Below are 16515 nucleotides of genomic sequence, written 5' to 3'. Positions count from 1 at the left end.
GCACGTGCACGTCGATTCGTACGTGCACGGAATAATATCTGCCACCCCGGCAGCGCCTGTCCAGATCCGCGCACGCACGTGACATGGTCGTTCTCCCGGGCCTTGACGAGGGGACCGGCGAGTGGCAGCGTGAACGAAACTTCACCAAATGCTCAGTGCCCTGATGAACTGGTTCACGGGGTGCACGGACGAGAGGGGCCCCGCTGATGGACGAGGTGATCGCCGCCGGTGCGCGGCCCGCCGGGACGGTCGCCCTCGTCCGGGAGCGCCGACGCTCCGCTGCGGCGACGTAGGAGGACCGCGGACCGCAGGCGGGGCCGCTCGCGCAGCCCCGCGCGCCCCTGACGGGCGCGACATCGACCTTCACCCTTCGACATGAACGTCAGGAACCCCAGGGACAGCCCATGACCCTCACCCAGCACGACATCGACCAAGAGATCGCCGCGGAACACGCCGCCTACACCAAGCGCGTCGCCGACGGCGCGCCCGTGGAGCATCAGCCGCGCCGGGACTACGCCCCCTACCGGTCCTCGGTGCTGCGGCACCCGAAGCAGCCGCTCGTCGGGATCGACGTCACCCAGGACCCGGAGCTGGTGGAGCTGTCCTCCCCCGCCTTCGGGGAGCGGGACATCACCGAGATCGACAACGACCTCACCCGGCAGCACGCCGGCGAGCCGATCGGTGAGCGCATCACCGTCTCCGGCCGGCTCCTCGACCGCGCCGGGCGCCCGCTGCGCGGCCAGCTGGTCGAGATCTGGCAGTCCAACTCGGCCGGCCGCTACGCCCACCAGCGCGAACAGCACGACGCCCCGCTGGACCCGAACTTCACGGGTGTCGGCCGCACGCTGACGGACGACGACGGTCACTACCACTTCACGACGATCCAGCCGGGCCCGTACCCGTGGCGCCAGCACCTCAACGCCTGGCGGCCGGCCCACATCCACTTCTCGATCTTCGGCTCGGCGTTCACCCAGCGGCTCGTGACGCAGATGTACTTCCCGAGCGACCCGCTGTTCCCCTACGACCCGATCATCCAGTCGGTGACGGACGACGCGGCCCGGCAGCGGCTGGTCGCGACCTACGACCACAGCCTGTCCGTGCCGGAGTTCTCGATGGGCTACGCCTGGGACATCGTGCTCGACGGCCCGCAGGCCACCTGGATCGAAGAAGGACGCTGACCCGCCATGACGAAGATCGACACCAGCCGCCCGGAGACGGTGCTCCCGACCCCGTCCCACACGGTCGGCCCGTTCTACGGCCACGCCCTGCCCTTTCCCGGCGGCGGCGACATCGCCCCCGTCGGCCACCCCGACACGATCGCGCTCCAGGGCTACGTCCTCGACGGCGAGGGCAACCCGCTGCCGGACGCCTTTCTGGAGCTGTGGGGCCCCGACCCGGACGGCAACCTCTCCCGGATCGACGGCTCCATGCGGCGCGACCAGGCCGGCGGTGGCTTCCTCGGCCGCAACGGCGTGGAGTTCACCGGCTGGGGCCGCGTCCAGACCGACGCCAACGGCCACTGGACGGCCCGTACGCTGCGACCCGGCGCACGCGGGCGCAACGCGCCGTACCTCAGCGTGTGCGTCTTCGCGCGCGGCCTGCTGGTCCATCTGTTCACCCGGATCTACCTGCCGGGCGACGAGGCGGCGCTGAGCGCCGACCCGCTGCTCGCCCGGGTGGACGAGGCGCGCCGGGGCACGCTGGTCGCCGAGGAACAGGGCGACGGCACCTACCGTTTCGACATCCGCCTTCAGGGCGAAGGCGAGACGGTCTTCCTGGAGTTCCAGTGACTTCTGCCGATGCCGACACCGGTCTGCTCGCCCCCGGGTGGACCGGTTCCCCGGCCGCGTCCTCGACCGGCGACACCGCCTACCTGCGGGCGCTGCTCGACGCCGAGGCCGCGCTGACCCGCGCCCAGGCCGCGCTGGGGCTGGTCCCCGCAGCGGCCGGACCCGCGGTGACCTCGGCGGCGGACACCGCCGCCTTCGACGTGACCGCCCTCGCGGAACGGGCCCGCAGCGGCGGCAACCCGGTGATTCCGCTGGTCGCGGACCTCACCGAGGCGGTGGGCGAGGCGTACGGCCCGTACGTCCACCGGGGCGCGACCAGCCAGGACATCATGGACACCGCCACGATGCTGGTCGCCGCCCGCACCCTCGACCTGGTCCTGGCCGACCTCGGCCGTACCGAGTCCGCGCTGGCCGCCCTCGCCGCCGCGCACCGGGACACCGCGATGCCGGGCCGCACCCTCACCCAGCACGCCGTGCCCACGACCTTCGGGCTGAAGGCGGCGGGCTGGCGCTCCCTGGTCCTGGACGCCCGGGACCGGCTCGCGGTCGTGCGGGCGAGCCTGCCCGCCCAACTCGGGGGCGCGGCCGGCACGTTGGCGGCCTTCACCGTCTTCCGGGCGACCGGCGCCGAGAGCGGGGCCGACGCCGGGGCCGACAGTGAGGCCGCGGCCGAGGGCGTCGGCGGGGCCGCCGCGGCGGGGCCCCCGGCCCCGTCGGACATGCAGGTCGACACGCGCGCACTCGTCGCCGCGTATGCCCGCGAACTCGGCCTGCGTGAGCCGGAGTTGCCCTGGCACACCCTGCGCACCCCGATCGCGGACCTCGCCGGGGCACTGGCCTTCACCGCGGGCGCCCTCGGCAAGATCGCGGCGGATGTGCTCACCCTGGCCCGTACGGAGATCGCGGAGGTCGCCGAGGGCAGCGGGGGCGGCTCGTCGGCGATGCCGCACAAGGCGAACCCCGTACGGTCCACGCTGATCGCGGCGGCGGCCCGGCGGGCGCCCCAGCTGGCGGCGACGCTGTACGGCGCGCCGGTCGCCGAGGACGAGCGGCCGGCCGGGGCGTGGCACGCCGAGTGGGAGCCGTTGCGTGACCTGCTGCGGCTGGTCGGGGGCGCGGCGCGGGACGCGGTGGACCTCGTACGGGGACTGCGGGTGAACGCCGGCGTGATGCGCGCCCACCTGGACCTCACCCACGGACTGATCGTCTCCGAGCGGCTGGCGGCCGAGCTGGCTCCGGTGCTGGGCAGGGCCCGCGCCAAGGAGCTGCTGACGCGGGTGGCCCGGCGGGTCCACGCCGAGGGCCGCCCGCTGGCCGAACTCCTCGCCGAGGAACCGGAGTTGCGGGGCCTCGACCTGACGGAGCTCACCGACCCCACGCACTACACCGGCTCCGCCGGAGCCCTCACCGACCGCGCCCTGGAGCGACGTTGACCGACTCGATGCTCAACCACCGCGCGGAAGGCCCGACTTCCGCTCCCCCGCTGCTGCTCGGCCCCTCCCTCGGCACCTCGACCAGGCTGTGGGACAAGGTGGCCCCCGAACTGTCGATCACGCACCGGGTGATCCGCTGGGACCTGCCGGGGCACGGCGACTCCCCCGCCGGCCTGCTGGCTCCGGGGGCGACGGTCGGTGACCTGGCCGCGCTGGTGCTGGCCCTGGCGGACGCGCTGGGCGTCGAACGGTTCGCGTACGCGGGGGTGTCCCTGGGCGGCGCGGTCGGTCTGCACCTGGCCGCATACCACCCGCAGCGCGTCGCGTCCCTCGCCGTGATCTGCTCCTCGGCCCACTTCAACGGGGCCCGGCCGTGGCGGGAACGGGCGGAGCTGGTGCGCCGGGAGGGGCTGGCGGGGCTCGCGGAGACCGCCGACGCACGCTGGTTCACGCCCGGCTTCACCGTGCCGGAGCTGGTCGACGACCACCGCGCAGCCGACCCGGAGGCGTACGCCGCCTGCTGCGACGCGCTCGCCTCGTTCGACATCCGCGAGGACCTGCCGAACATCTCCGCGCCCACGCTCCTCGTCGCCGGCCGGCAGGACCCGGCGACGCCGCCCGCGCATCTGCGGGAGATCGCCGACGCGGTGCCGGGAGCGTCGCTCACGGAGATCCCCGGCGCGTCCCATCTCGCCCCCGCCGAGCGCCCGGAAGCCGTCCTGGCCGCGCTGCGCGGGCACTTCGACGGACACGCGAAACGCGGTATGGAGGTGCGCCGCCAGGTCCTCGGCGACACGCACGTCGACGGCGCCCAGTCCCGCCAGACGCCCTTCACGGCCCGCTTCCAGGACTTCATCTCCCGCTACGCCTGGGGCGAGATCTGGACCGACCCCACCCTGTCCCCCCGCGAACGCAGCCTGATCACCCTGACCGCCCTGGTGGCCCACGGCCACTACGACGAACTGGCCATGCACATCCGAGCCGCCCGCCGCAACGGCCTCACCCCGGAGGAGATCGGCGCCGCCCTCCTCCAGACGGCCGTGTACTGCGGGGTGCCTGCGGCGAACTCGGCGTTCGCCACGGCTCAGCGGGTGCTGGCGGAGGAGGAGCGGGGCTGATTCACATGAGCTGGTCCAATGCCTTCCTCGCCCGTTCGACCAGCCCGTCGGCGCCACAGGACTCGGCGAGGGCCAGGCCCCGGTCGAGTTCGGCGGCCGAGCGGATGGCGATGCCGTAGTCGACGCGGGCCGCCGCGTGTTCATAGGCCGCGGGCGACTCCGCCAGGTAGGTGACGGCCTTGGCATACAAGGAGGCGGCCTGCTTGCCGGTGGCGAGGAAGGCCTCGACGCGGAGGGCCTCGCCGATGGCGGTGTCCGTGCCGAGGCGTTCGGCACGACGGCGGACGCTCACGGCGAGTTCGGCGGCGCGGCGCGGGTCCTCGGAAGCGAGGGCGCGAGCGAGATCCCCGCCCCAGGGTGCGATGACCGTGTTGTGGTGGCCCCTGGCTGCCGCCGCCTTCTCCGCAGCCTCCAGTTCGTTGATGCCGTCCTTGGTGCGGCCGACGGCGAGGAGCAGTCGGCCCCGTACGGAACGGGGGTCGGGCAGCACGACGGTGGACGGGTACGGGGGCGCGAAGCGGTGTTCCTCGGCGACCGCCCAGGCCTCCTGGACATGGCCACGGGCAAGCAGCGTGTCGACCAGGTTGCAGGTCGACGACCAGTGCAGGGGAAGCCCGCGGCCGACCCGCTCGGCGAAGGCCAGCGACTTGCGCAACGCCTCCTCGGCCTACCGGAGACGGCCCCGCAGGCGATGCCCGTGGCCCACGTAGGCGTGGGCCAGGGCGAGATGCCCGCCGCTCCACCCGGCGCTCTCGTAGGTGCGCAGCGCTTCGGTGTACAGGCTCTCCGCCCGGTCGAGCCGGTCCGCGTAGGCGTACGCGATGGCCAGCATCAGCGGCAGCTCGATGTCCCACTCGCTGTCGGTCCAGCCAAGACCCGGCGCCAGCCTGCCGTTGACGAGCGCACGGTCGCAGAACTCGACGACCTCCTCCGCGCTCTCGCCGCGCACCACCGCGTCGAAGCCGCGCAGAATGAGCAGCGCGCGCTCGGAGTTGTCCCGCCCCGTACAGGCCGCGGCAAGGGCGGACAGCTCCTGGGAGTGCGTCGGCGAGAGCTCCACGTCGGCGTGGATGACCTCCCACATGTAGTGGGCTGCCTGGAGCCGCATCCGCGCCGGGCCCGGTTCCAGCCGCGCGGCCTCCGCGTCGACCGTGCGGACCGCTTCCTCCAACTGGTCGTTGTGGAGCAGCGCCTGGGAGAGACGGAAGACCGCGTCCACGCGCTCGGAGCTGTCCAGGCCGGGCTCGGCGAGCGCGGAGCGGAGGTACTCCACGGTGGTGGCGGGCGAGGTGAGAAGGGTGGCACAGCCCAACTCGTACAGCACACGTACGCGGACCTCCTGCTGCGGCGGCTCCTTCAGAGCACGCTCCAGACAGCGGCGGGCCGCGTCCGGGGCGCCCACGGCGAGGTGTTCGCGCGCGGCGGCGCGCAACTGCTCGACCAGTTCGGGGTCGCCGTCGGCGTGCACTTCGACGAGATGGCGGGAGGCCGCCGCGGCGCCCCGCCCGGACTCGCTGACGACCGTCGCGGCCACGCCGTGGAACGCGGTGCGGATGCCCGGCGGGATCGACTTGTAGACCGCGGTGGCGATCAGCGGGTGCACGAACTCCAGATCGCCGTCCTCGGCCCGCCGGTCGACGGGACTGGATTCGGTGAGGATTCGGGCCGCGGTCAACAGATCGGCGCACTCCGCCGCCGTCTGTGGACTCAGGGAGGCGAGCCTGGCCACGATCTCCACGGAGATGCCGGTGTGCAGGATGGCCGCCGCCCAGGCGAAGCGGGTGGCGTCGACGCCGAGTGTTTCGAGACGGGCGACGAGACCGCGGCCTCGTGCGGTTCGGTTCAGGGCCCGCAGTTCGGCCGCGGAGCCCTCGGCCGGTTCCAGTTCACTGTCCTGCACCTTCGCGAGGAGTTCGACGGTCTCGTACGGGTTGCCGCCCGTCACGGCCCATACTTCGCGGCAGAACGGATCGTCGGCGTGTTCACCGACCGTGGCGCGGGTGAGCCCGGCGGTGGCATCGGGGGTGAGCGACCTGAGCGTGGGGACCGGGCGGGCCTGGGAGGCGACCTCGGCGAGATGACGGCTGCCGTCACCGGTGGCCTCGCCGGGGCGGCGGGCCACCAGGACGAGAACGCACATCTCCGTGAGTCGTCCGGTCACCGCGGACAGCCACTGCAAGGTCTCCTGGTCGGCCCAGTGGGCGTCGTCGATGAGGAGTACGAGCGGCCAGCTCCGCCGGGAGAGGCGGCTCACGACGGCGACCAGTCCGTCGCACACGGCCTGTGGGTCGACCGGCCCCTCACCCGGCTCCGTGAGTCCGAGCGCGGGTCCGGCGATGTCGTACCAGTCGCCCAGATACTCCCGGACCTCTTCCTCCATCAGTCCGATCAACGCGGGCTGCAGCAGCTGCCGTACGACATTGAAGGGGACGGACGTGACGGTCTCGCCACCGCGCGCGTACCAAGCGGCACAGCCCCGCTCCGCGGCTATCCGACGGGCCTCGGAGAGGAGAGCGGTCTTGCCGATGCCCGCCTCACCGCTGAACACCAGGACAGCGCCCGGGGACGCCTTGTCCGCACGGAGCTCGTCGATCGCCTGCGTGATGGCGGCGATCTCCGCTTCGCGCTCCCACAGGGAGGCCGAGGTGGCCGGATCGGACCGTCCCTGCGTCATCCCGTTACCTCCCCAGCGCCACCCTGACGACGTACAGGTCATTGAGCGTAGCCCTCCGACTGCCGAAGTGGAGGCCGGTCCGGGCACCTACTGCCGTGTCGGGTGACAGGAGAGGGCCCCAGGACGACGCATACGGCCGCCCACCTGCCGCGTTGAGAGTGACGGACAGTCAACTGCCCGTGCCGCGAGGCCGACTTCCCCCGTTCCTGAATCCCCCCGCGTGCGGATCGCCGACCCCGGAAGGGGTGTCGTCGGCGGTGGTGAGGTGTTCGAAATGTCCGGACCCCTCGGGCTGTCCGCGCGACCGGTGGGCCGTTGGGGCGGGCGGGCGTTCGAGCCGTCGCCCGAACCGCCGACCACCAGGGGGCCGTCGTCGTCGAACTCGGTTCGACGGTGCGGAAATCAGCCGGTTGACATCGAAATAAGACATTAGGCGAGGAAAGCGGGGGATCGGCTCAGGAATTGACCGGTCCAGGCAGGAAATCGAGCCGCGGGCGCCCCAATAGGCGTCCCCTCTCATCCGGTTTTCACTCCGGCCTCATACGGTTGCACCATGACGCAGGCAACTCCTCCCGGCTGGTACCCCGACCCCGGCCAGACAAGTGACGCGCCCGCCACCGAGCGCTGGTGGGACGGCAAGGCGTGGACGGACCAGATCCGGCCCGTGGGCTCGGCCGCGGGGTTCGGGCCTCCGGCCTACTCGCCGGGTGGCGGAACGTACCCGGCCGGTGGCGGACCGTACCCGCCGGGTGCGGGACCGTACCCGGCGGCGGCCGGCTCCTACCCGTCGGCGGCCGGGTATCCGGGGTACCCCGGATACCCGGCACCCGCCCCCCGGCGCGGACTCCGTATCGGGATAGCCGTCGCCGTGGCGGCCGCGGTGCTGGTCAGCATCGGGGTGGGGGTGTACGCGCTGGCCGGCGACGACGGTGGGAGCGAGGGCAGTACGACCTCCCAGGGCTCCGGCGGGCAGAACGGCCGGGGCGACGACGGCGGCCGGGGCGACGACGACGGCGGCCGGGGCGGACCCGGTGGGTCGGGCGGGTCGGACGGCCGGACCCCCGGGCCGGACGGCTCCGGGCAGCCCCCGCAGGTCGAGGACGGGTACGCCACCGACGCGACCAGCGGCATCAGCCTCCCCGTGCCCGACGGCTGGCTCGGCGGGCCCCTGGAGGCGGGAGCGCAGGTGACGACGGAGGCGTCGTACAAGTGCCCGGCCGACGCCACGAAGACCTGCACGCGCGGCGGCGCCTATTCCTCGCCCGCCGAGGTGCTGAAGCTGAAGGCGAAGACGGCCGAGGCGGCCGCCAAGGAGGACATCTCCCAGGCCGCCGAGGACGCCTACGGCACCGAGGGCTACGGGAAGATCACCTCCCATCAGGAGCTGGCGTCCAAGGCGGTGACCGTGGCCGGCGAGAAGGGGTACTACGTCCGCTGGAAGGTGGTCACGGGCAAGGGCGACGACGGCTATGTCGAGTCGCTGGCCTTCCCCTCCCCGGCCGACTCCGCCCGGCTCGTCGTGGTCCGCTTCGGCGTGGACGTGAGCGACAAGGCACCCAAGCAGTCGGTCATCGACGAGATCACCAAGGGCATCAAGAAGGCGGAGATCAGCGGGGGCGGCAGCGGTCAGGGCGTGTGATTCTTCGCACTCCACGCCCGCCCTCACGCCCACCCCGCCCCCACCCTCACCCCCTGCCACGCTCCGTCCGCCGGGCGGAAAAGGCGGCCGGGTGGGGTTCCTCTCCGCTCCAGAGGAATCCCACCCGGCCGGGGTGCGCGCCGCCCCCGTCCCCACGGTGCGGCGCGATCAGGCCGTCGTCCGGATCGATGCCGGGACGGCGGCCTGAGTCTCAGGCGAGGCCGAGCGTGGGCAGCACGGCGGCCTCCATGAACTTGATGATGTACGTCTCGTCCGCCTCCTGGCCGTCCAGGACCGGGCGCGCCCGCAGGACGCCGAAGATCTGCGCCGGGACGAACTCCAGCGCCGGATGGTCCGCGGCGACCTCGCCCCGGGCCACCCCCCGGGCGATCATCGTGCGGAGCGCGTCGATCTCCGGCTCCACCAGCGCGTCCCGCAGGGCGGTCCGCAACTCGTCGTCCTGCACGGCGGCGTGGCCGAGCGCCTGGAACAGCCGCCCCTCCAGCACATAGCCCGCTCCCGCGTGCCGGGCGACCTCGCGCAGGTCGCCGGCGAGGGTGCCGGTGTCGATCCCGGCGAAGCGGACACTGCGGCGCGCGCGCAGCGCGGCCGCCACGAACTGCGGCTTCGTTCTCCACTGGCGGTAGAGCGTCGACTTGCTGCACCGCGTGGTCGCGGCGACGCCCTCCATGGTCACCGAGTCGTAGCCGCACTCACGGATCTGTTCGAGCACGGCGTCGAAGAACTCCTGCTCACGCTCGGGGGTGAGTTTGGAGCGGCGCGAGGCGACGGCCGTCTCCGGCCCCTCCGCTGCCTGCGACGTCATGACTCGTGTCTCCTTCGGTCGTCCCCAGCCGAAAGGCCTGTCGATACGCCACTGTACCGGAACGCCGACGTATCGGTACAGTGCCGTATCGATACCCCCTCGTTTCGGTACAGTGGCGTATCGGTACACTCTCGTATCGGTACTTACGCGTATCGGTACCACCGCGTATCGATCGTCCGTACTGCCAGGAGAAACCAGCGCCACCGGCGCCGTCAGTGAAAGGGCCGGGGATGGAATGCCACACCGAGCCTGTGGAGGAGCGGGCCGCCGCGACAGCGCGGCCGCCGCTCGTCCGTGAGTTCCTGCTCGTCGCAGGGCTCTTCCTCGTCTACAAGTTCGGCCGGACGCTGGCCGACGGCCACACCGCCGAGGCCTACCGCAACGCCCACCTGGTGTGGGACTGGGAGCGGCTCCTGCGTCTGCCGGACGAGGGCTCCGTCCAGTCCGCGCTGCTGCACGGCGACACACTGGTCCACCTCGCGAACGTCTACTACGCGACCGTCCACTTCCCGGCCACCGTGGCCTTCCTGGTCTGGCTGTACCTGCGGCGGCCCGCGCACTACGTCTGGGCGCGCCGGGTCCTCACCGCCCTCACCGCCGCCGCCCTGCTGCTCCACCTCACGTTTCCGCTGGCCCCGCCGCGACTGCTGGACGTCGCCGGCCTCGTGGACACCGGACAGGTGTACGGGCCGACGGTCTACTCGGCGGCGCCGACGACCGATTCCCTGGCGAACCAGTTCGCGGCGATGCCCTCGCTGCACTTCGGCTGGGCGCTGATGGTGGCGGTCGGCCTGATCGCCGCGACCCGCTCCCGGTGGCGCGCGCTGTGGCTGCTGCACCCGCTGGTGACCCTGGTCGTCATAGTCGGCACCGCCAACCACTACTGGCTGGACGCGATCGCGGCGGGCACCCTGCTGGCCGCCGCCCTCGCCGTGATCCCGCTGCCGCACCGGACGGTCACCACCGCCGGGCAGCCCTCCACGTCCCTGGCTCCGGTCGAGGAGCCCGTCCTGGTGGGAGCGGGCCGATGAACGCCACCCTGGTCGCCGTCGCCCTGTCCCTCGTCTCGGCCGTCGCCTACGCGGCCGCCGCCGTGACGCAGGAGAGGCTCGCCTCCCGCGGCACCGCCACGGGCGTCGGGCGGATGCTCGCCAGCGGTGCCTGGTGGGCCTCGGTGGCGCTCAACGCGGGCGCCGCGCTGCTGCACGTCGTGGCCCTCAAGTACGGCCCCCTCACCGTGGTCCAGCCCCTGGGCGCGCTCACCCTCGTGGCGGCGGTGCCGCTCGGGGCCCGGCTGGCCGGACGCCGGGTCACCGCGACGGAGTGGCGCGGCACCGCGCTCACGCTGGCGGGACTCGCCGCGATCCTGATCGCCGCGTCCGGGCCCGCCCCCGACGACGTGCTGAGCGTCCCGGAGGCCGTCGCCGTGGCCGGCGCGACCGCCGCCCTCATCGGCTTTCTCTCCCGTCCCGGCACCAGGCCCGGACTGCGCCACGCCGGCGCGTCCGGCATGGCCTCGGGCGTCGCCTCGGCGCTCACCCAGACCGTCACGGTCGCCGCGACCGACCGCTCGGGCTCCCTCCTCGACGCCGAGGTCGTCGTGGTGGCCCTCCTGGTCGCCACGTTCGCGGTCGGCGGCCTGCTGCTGTCCCAGACGGCGTACCGAGGGGGTCTGGGCGGGCCCCTCGCGGTCGTGACCCTGGCGAACCCCCTGGCCGCCGCCATGATCGGCCTCACCCTCCTCGGCGAGGGCCTGCGGGGCGGCGTCGCCGGGGTGTCGCTCGCCGTCGCGGGAGCGGCACTCGCGGCGCGGGGCGTGGTGCTGCTGACCCGGGTGACCCCGCAGGCCGAGGTCCGGCCGACGGACCCCGCGCCCGTGGACGAGGACCACCCGGTCGCGGCCGTACTGGCCCTGGAACCCCACCACGCCCCGGCGGAACCGTCCCTGCTCCCCCGCCCGGCGCCCGGGCATCTCACTCCCCTCTGAAGCGGACGGGGAGGAGGCGCCCACCGGCGCACACCGACACACCGGCGCACATCGAGACACCGGCACCCACCGGCGCCGCCCGGGAGCTACCGGGCGGCGCCCCGCCTACCGCCGCCCCAGCGCCGGATCACTCACCCCGGCCCGGCCGTTCTCCACGTGCCCGGCGAACCTCCGCAGGAAGCCCCCGTCGGCGGTGACGGTCAGGTCGTACCAGCGGCGGCTCGACGTCAGGTCGAAGACCTCGCGCACTCGCGCCCCGGGCCGCACCCTGACCGAGCGGGACCGGCCGCCGTAGGCGCTCGCGACCTTCAGGGTCACGGTGCCGGCGCCCTTGTTGGTGAAGGTCAGCTCCACGTCGTCGCCGGTGTGCCGGGCGGTCACCTCCGGCCCGGCCTTCCCCGCCTTCCCCGGTCCCGCGAAGGCCCGCAGGAAGCCGTTGGGGCCGTGCACGGTCAGGTCGTACGAGCCGCCGGAGTACACGGAGTTCCAGGTGTCCGACACGGTCTTGCCCGCCTCGGTGGTGTACGTCCACGGTCCGTCCGTACGGTTCCCGGAGGTGACGAGGAAGGCCGCCCCCGCCCTGCCGCCGGAGGCGAAGGTGAGGGTGAGGGTCCCGGTCTTCGGGTCGACCGCGCCGTCCACCCTGGGCGCGTACTTCAGCGGCCGGGCCGGGCGCACCCCGTGCTCCTGCCTCGGCATGCTGGCGTCGCCCGGCACGGCCGGCTTGTAGTCGGGGTGCCGTTCGCGGTCCTGCGGCTCGTACGCGTCGGTGTCCGGCAGCGCGGCGGGCCGGCTGTCCCTGCGGGAGAAGTCGAACGCGGCGGTGAGGTCACCGCAGATCGCCCGCCGCCACGGCGAGATGTTCGGCTCCCGCACCCCGAACCGGCGCTCCATGAACCGCAGGATCGAGGTGTGGTCGAGGGTCTCCGAGCAGACGTAACCGCCCTTGCTCCAGGGGGAGACGACCAGCATCGGCACACGCGGCCCGAGCCCGTACGGACCCGCGACATGGTGGGCGCCGCCCGCGAAGAGGTCCGGGCCGACGTCGACCGTCGACCTGCCGCGGGAGGCGTCGCGCGGCGGGAGCGGCGGCACGAGGTGGTCGAAGAAGCCGTCGTTCTCGTCGTAGGTGATGAACAGGGCCGTCTTCGCCCAGACCGCCGGGTTAGAGGTCAGCGCGTCGAGGACCTGGGAGATGTACCAGGCGCCGTAGTTCGAGGGCCAGTTGGAGTGCTCCGAGAACGCCTCGGGCGCGGCGATCCAGGAGATCTGCGGCAGCCTGCCCGCCTTCACGTCGGCCCTCAGCAGGTCGAAGTAGCCGTCGCCGCCCTTGGCGTTCGTCCCGGTGCGGGCCTTGTCGTACCAGGGGTCGCCGGGCTTGGCCGTGCGGTACTTGTTGAAGTAGAGCAGGGAGTTGTCGCCGTAGTTGCCGCGGTAGGCGTCCGCTATCCAGCCCCAGGAGCCGGCCGCGTCCAGGCCGTCGCCGATGTCCTGGTAGACCTTCCAGGAGATCCCGGCCGCTTCGAGGCGCTCGGGGTAGGTCGTCCAGTCGTAGCCGGCCTCGTCGTTGCCGAGGACGGGGCCGCCGCCCTTGCCGTCGTTGCCCGTGTAACCCGTCCACATGTAGTAGCGGTTGGGGTCGGTCGAGCCGATGAACGAGCAGTGGTAGGCGTCGCAGACGGTGAAGGTGTCGGCGAGGGCGTAGTGGAACGGGATGTCCTCACGGGTCAGGTACGCCATCGTCGTGGTGCCCTTGGCCGGCACCCACGTGTCGTACTTGCCGCCGTTGTAGGCGGCGTGCCCGTCCGGCCAGCCGTGCGGCAGGCCCTCCAGGAACTGCATCCCGAGATCGTCGGCCTCGGGGTGGAACGGCAGGACGTCCTTCGTGCCGTCCGACTGGTGCCACACGCTCCTGCCGTTGTCCAGCGTGACCGGATGCGGGTCGCCGAAGCCCCGGACACCTCTCAGGGCGCCGAAGTAGTGGTCGAAGGACCGGTTCTCCTGCATGAGGACGACGATGTGCTCGACGTCCTCGATCGTGCCGGAACGGTGGTGCGCGGGCAGCGCCGCGGCCCGCTGGATACTGGCCGACAGTGCGCTGAACGCCGTCGTGGCGCCCGCTACTTGGAGGAATCGCCGCCGGTTGACTTCAGGCATGGGTGGATGACCTCTTGTCCTGACGTGGTGCGTCGGATGTGACCTGCGCGCAAGGAATGGTCCAAGAGGAACCAACGCCGGGGAAGGGTCCGTGGCGCGGATGTGACGCGGGGAGGGCCGCCGTGCGAACAGCGGCGGGCGGGCGGCCCTCCTTCGGGCAAAGCCCTGCGCGGCGGGCTTCCGTCTGACGGAAGGGGTATTGCCCGGTCCCGGGCGCGCTCAGGAATGTGGTGGCACGCGGAGTGACGTGGCTCCGCGCTCAGGGTTCTCAGGGACGGGATCGCCATGCCTCACATGACCGCCTTCGCCAGGAATCAGTGGTACAGCTAGCGCACCTTTCTGACCTGCGCTTGTGTGGGGGCGATGAGGCTGTGACCTGCTAGGACGGGTTGCGGAGGCGAGCGGAGGCAGTCAGAGGAAACCGCTCTGATTCGACCCCGGTTCGACCCGGGTCGCTCAGAGGCAGTCAGAGGCAGCGACCTCTGCAACAGGCCTCTGGGGGAGCTGAGTTGACGGGTGTCGATCAAGAGTGGATCACTCTGGCGGTGCTCTGTTTCGACCTCGGTCGAGCTGCGATGGGGACGCCTGCCTCCGCTCGGGGCCAGGCAAACGAAGGCCTCCAGGACGGCCATTCTGGAGACCTTGCTGGCGCCGATGGAGGTCGGTTCCGGACACCACCCGTGGTTTTAGCGGGCCTGGGTGGCGTCCACGTTCTTGCGAGACGAACCCACCGTGCCGAACAGCACCCATCACGCCCTCTCTCAACGAAACTCCGCCGAATTCCGCGGCATTCTCAGCCCCGTCCGACTTCCGTCGGCCGCGACCGATCTCATTCTGCTCGGAGACCTCACCGGCCGCTACGCCACCGGCAGTTACAGCAGACTCGCCTCCGGCGGCCGGACTGTGGCCTTGCGCGCGGACCGCCAGGGCGCGGCTGAGCACGGGCACCGGATCACCGCGGCCATCGCCTGCCACGTGGCCCGCGCCGACGGCACCGTCGACCAGCTCACGCAGGTCCTGCTGCACCCCGAGCACGAAGGCGGACGGCACGCGAGGAACATCGCGTTGCGGTCCGGGCAGTCGCGCGCCCTGGACTACATCCGCCGGGTGTGGGCCAACGCCACGGAAGCGGTCAGCAGCACCAGGGCGCTGAGCTCCCGGCACGACGCGTACGAGGTCCTTGCCGCGCTGCGCGACCGCATCGAGACCACGCCGTGGCGCGGGGAGCGGGGACGCACCGCGCTGCGGGTGCTGCGGGCGCATCTGACCTTCGCCGAGATCGCGGGCGGTCCCCTGCATCACGCCAGTGAACGGCAGACCGCCGAGGAAGCCGGCATCTCCCGCACGACGCTGCGGGCGGTCTACGAGACCGTCCTCAAGCCGCAGGGCTGGCTGCGCCGACTGCGGGTCGGCCACGGCCGGGAGGGCTCCACGTGGTACCTGGGCGACGGCAGCGCCCCCGGACACGGTGCCCCTGCTTCGTTGTCTCGTTTCCGGACCACTCAGTTCCCCCCCGACCCGGCACTTGAGGAGTGGACCACCCCTGAGACGGCCACGACGGCCGACATCGACTCCACCGTCCTCGGCCGGCTGATGGGCCACGACGCCTTCGCCCACCACGGCCTCGGCAGCGCCGCCCTCATGCTCATCAGCGCTCTGCACCAGCGCCCCCACCAGACGGTCGCCGAGCTGGTCGGTACTTCCTCGGTGTCCCGCGCGACCGCCTACCGGACTCTGAAACGCCTGGCCGACCACGGGCTCGTCCGGCACACCGGGGAGACCTGGGCTCTCGCACCGCGCGCACTGGAGGGCTTCGGTAACAGCCTCCCGGACGCGGACACCTGCCTCGCCGCAACACCGGCACAGGGCTGGGCCGAGGTCGCCGAGCACCACGGCACCACGGGCGTCGCAGCCCGACGGAAGGCCTTTCACGCAAACGAGCGTGCGGCGTACCGGGCGGCGCTGGACCGGCTTGCGGAGCACCGCAGCAAGGCCGTGGTGATCGACCGCGACGGCCGCCAAATCCTGGTCCCCGCACGACGTCCCGACGAGATCCCGTCCGCCTGGCACGCCCCCGACGGGCGCGTCCTGGACCCGGTCACAGGTCGTCCGGCCGCCGACTGGCGGGTCGCCACCGACGGCCGCCTGATCCTCATCACCCCATCCGACCAGCGCAGTTACGACGAGCTGGCCGCCGCCCATGCCGAAGCCCTCAACGAATGGAACTCCGCCGCATGAACCAACAACACCCTCCAACCAACCCTGCCCAAAGCCAGCCGGTGACCCCAGAGGACCTGCGCAAGCAGTACGAGTCCGGCGCCACAGTCGACGAACTCGTCGCCGCCAGCGGCCTGTCCTACGGCACGGTTCTCAACCGGCTGCACGAGGTGGGGACGGTGATGCGCACGTCGTGGCAAACCCGTCGGATGCGCCAGGATCCGCAGGCTCGCCAGCGTCTGGCGGCCCACCTGCGCACCCTGTACGAGCAGCATGGCGCAACCCTCACGGAGCTCGCCGCGGCCGCGGGAGAGACGAGGCGTGCTGCCCGACGCCTGCTGATCGAGGCCGGTGGGACCGTGCGCACCACTCAGCAGACGCTGCGGGTGCGCGCCGCAGCGCGGGCCGTCGAGCGGCACAAGCTCGCGCTGTCCCTGCGGGCACGGTACGAGGCCGGCGCCTCAGTCCCGGACCTCGCTCAGGAGTGCAACTACTCCGTCGCCACCGTCTACCGGCTCCTGCACCAGGCCGGCACCCGGATGCGTCCCCAGCACAACCACAGCCCAGCCCGTGACCCGAGGAAACAGTCATGAGCGCCCCCAGCCTGTCGGGTGTCCCCCGCCATGCCCGACAGAGGGAGTCGACCGTGCGCCATGCCGGGCGCGGCGCGGCTG

11 protein-coding genes and 1 pseudogene are annotated in these 16515 nt (G+C 72.5%); 9 read left to right on the top strand and 3 right to left on the bottom strand.

The window, feature by feature from the left end; genetic code table 11:
• The first annotated feature begins 404 nt into the window (after window positions 1–404).
• From pcaH to pcaDC, 4 genes are read left to right on the top strand one after another with little or no spacing between them, the layout of a single operon-like run.
• Complete coding sequence (gene pcaH, locus H4687_RS38720; RefSeq protein WP_046918556.1) at window positions 405–1178, top strand: protocatechuate 3,4-dioxygenase subunit beta; 774 nt, start codon at window positions 405–407, stop codon at window positions 1176–1178.
• Between the two features lie 6 nt (window positions 1179–1184).
• Window positions 1185–1790: a protocatechuate 3,4-dioxygenase subunit alpha gene (gene pcaG / locus H4687_RS38715; RefSeq protein ID WP_046918555.1), complete on the top strand. Its 606-nt coding sequence runs from the start codon at window positions 1185–1187 to the stop codon at window positions 1788–1790.
• Window positions 1787–3223, top strand: coding sequence for a 3-carboxy-cis,cis-muconate cycloisomerase (pcaB, locus tag H4687_RS38710; RefSeq protein ID WP_046918554.1), 1437 nt, complete (start codon window positions 1787–1789; stop codon window positions 3221–3223). The genes pcaG and pcaB overlap by 4 nt, the downstream gene beginning before the upstream one ends.
• Window positions 3220–4341: a bifunctional 3-oxoadipate enol-lactonase/4-carboxymuconolactone decarboxylase PcaDC gene (gene pcaDC, locus H4687_RS38705; protein WP_046918553.1), complete on the top strand. Its 1122-nt coding sequence runs from the start codon at window positions 3220–3222 to the stop codon at window positions 4339–4341. The genes pcaB and pcaDC overlap by 4 nt, the downstream gene beginning before the upstream one ends.
• Window position 4342: 1 nt before the next feature.
• On the opposite strand, the pseudogene H4687_RS38700 reads toward pcaDC, so the two are convergent.
• Window positions 4343–7015 (bottom strand): annotated as a pseudogene (locus H4687_RS38700) (ATP-binding protein).
• A 553-nt stretch (window positions 7016–7568) separates the two neighbouring features.
• On the opposite strand from H4687_RS38700, the gene H4687_RS38695 reads away from it, so the two are divergent.
• Window positions 7569–8654 carry a DUF2510 domain-containing protein gene (locus H4687_RS38695; RefSeq protein ID WP_078907194.1) on the top strand — a complete coding sequence of 362 codons (1086 nt, stop codon included), beginning with the start codon at window positions 7569–7571 and terminating at the stop codon, window positions 8652–8654.
• 211 nt (window positions 8655–8865) lie between these two features.
• Here H4687_RS38695 and H4687_RS38690 read toward each other — a convergent pair whose 3' ends face one another.
• Window positions 8866–9480, bottom strand: a complete 615-nt coding sequence (locus tag H4687_RS38690) for a TetR/AcrR family transcriptional regulator (protein ID WP_046918638.1) — start codon at window positions 9478–9480, stop codon at window positions 8866–8868.
• Window positions 9481–9710: 230 nt separating this feature from the next.
• Between H4687_RS38690 and H4687_RS38685 the strand changes: the two genes are divergently transcribed.
• Together H4687_RS38685 and H4687_RS38680 are read left to right on the top strand one after the other, a co-directional pair.
• Window positions 9711–10511 (top strand): phosphatase PAP2 family protein, encoded by an 801-nt coding sequence (locus tag H4687_RS38685; protein ID WP_046918639.1) that lies wholly within the window; start codon window positions 9711–9713, stop codon window positions 10509–10511.
• Complete coding sequence (locus tag H4687_RS38680) at window positions 10508–11467, top strand: DMT family protein (RefSeq protein ID WP_046918640.1); 960 nt, start codon at window positions 10508–10510, stop codon at window positions 11465–11467. The genes H4687_RS38685 and H4687_RS38680 overlap by 4 nt, the downstream gene beginning before the upstream one ends.
• 105 nt (window positions 11468–11572) lie before the next feature.
• Here H4687_RS38680 and H4687_RS38675 read toward each other — a convergent pair whose 3' ends face one another.
• Entirely contained in the window at window positions 11573–13624 is a 2052-nt protein-coding gene (locus H4687_RS38675) for a phosphocholine-specific phospholipase C (RefSeq protein ID WP_046918641.1), read from the bottom strand.
• Window positions 13625–14356: 732 nt separating this feature from the next.
• Here H4687_RS38675 and H4687_RS38670 point away from each other — a divergent pair.
• A complete protein-coding gene (locus H4687_RS38670; protein ID WP_231884901.1) occupies window positions 14357–15862 on the top strand; it encodes a helix-turn-helix domain-containing protein in 1506 nt (501 codons plus the stop codon).
• Window positions 15844–16434, top strand: a complete 591-nt coding sequence (locus H4687_RS38665) for a helix-turn-helix domain-containing protein (RefSeq protein WP_046774077.1) — start codon at window positions 15844–15846, stop codon at window positions 16432–16434. The genes H4687_RS38670 and H4687_RS38665 overlap by 19 nt, the downstream gene beginning before the upstream one ends.
• Window positions 16435–16515 lie beyond the last annotated feature (81 nt).

The sequence above is a fragment of the Streptomyces stelliscabiei genome, assembly GCF_014873495.1.
GTDB lineage: Bacteria > Actinomycetota > Actinomycetes > Streptomycetales > Streptomycetaceae > Streptomyces > Streptomyces bottropensis.
Note: the sequence above shows the minus strand (reverse complement) of the source record. Positions and strands in the feature narration are given on the sequence as shown.

Excerpts from the sequence above, each read along its gene's own strand:
- H4687_RS38685 (WP_046918639.1), top strand. The coding sequence starts at position 9,711 with ATGGAATGCCACACCGAGCCTGTGGAGGAGCGGGCCGCCGCGACAGCG.
- H4687_RS38665 (WP_046774077.1), top strand. The coding sequence starts at position 15,844 with ATGGAACTCCGCCGCATGAACCAACAACACCCTCCAACCAACCCTGCC.
- pcaH (WP_046918556.1), top strand. The coding sequence starts at position 405 with ATGACCCTCACCCAGCACGACATCGACCAAGAGATCGCCGCGGAACAC.
- H4687_RS38680 (WP_046918640.1), top strand. The coding sequence starts at position 10,508 with ATGAACGCCACCCTGGTCGCCGTCGCCCTGTCCCTCGTCTCGGCCGTC.
- H4687_RS38675 (WP_046918641.1), bottom strand. The coding sequence starts at position 13,624 with ATGCCTGAAGTCAACCGGCGGCGATTCCTCCAAGTAGCGGGCGCCACG.
- H4687_RS38695 (WP_078907194.1), top strand. The coding sequence starts at position 7,569 with ATGACGCAGGCAACTCCTCCCGGCTGGTACCCCGACCCCGGCCAGACA.
- pcaG (WP_046918555.1), top strand. The coding sequence starts at position 1,185 with ATGACGAAGATCGACACCAGCCGCCCGGAGACGGTGCTCCCGACCCCG.
- H4687_RS38690 (WP_046918638.1), bottom strand. The coding sequence starts at position 9,480 with ATGACGTCGCAGGCAGCGGAGGGGCCGGAGACGGCCGTCGCCTCGCGC.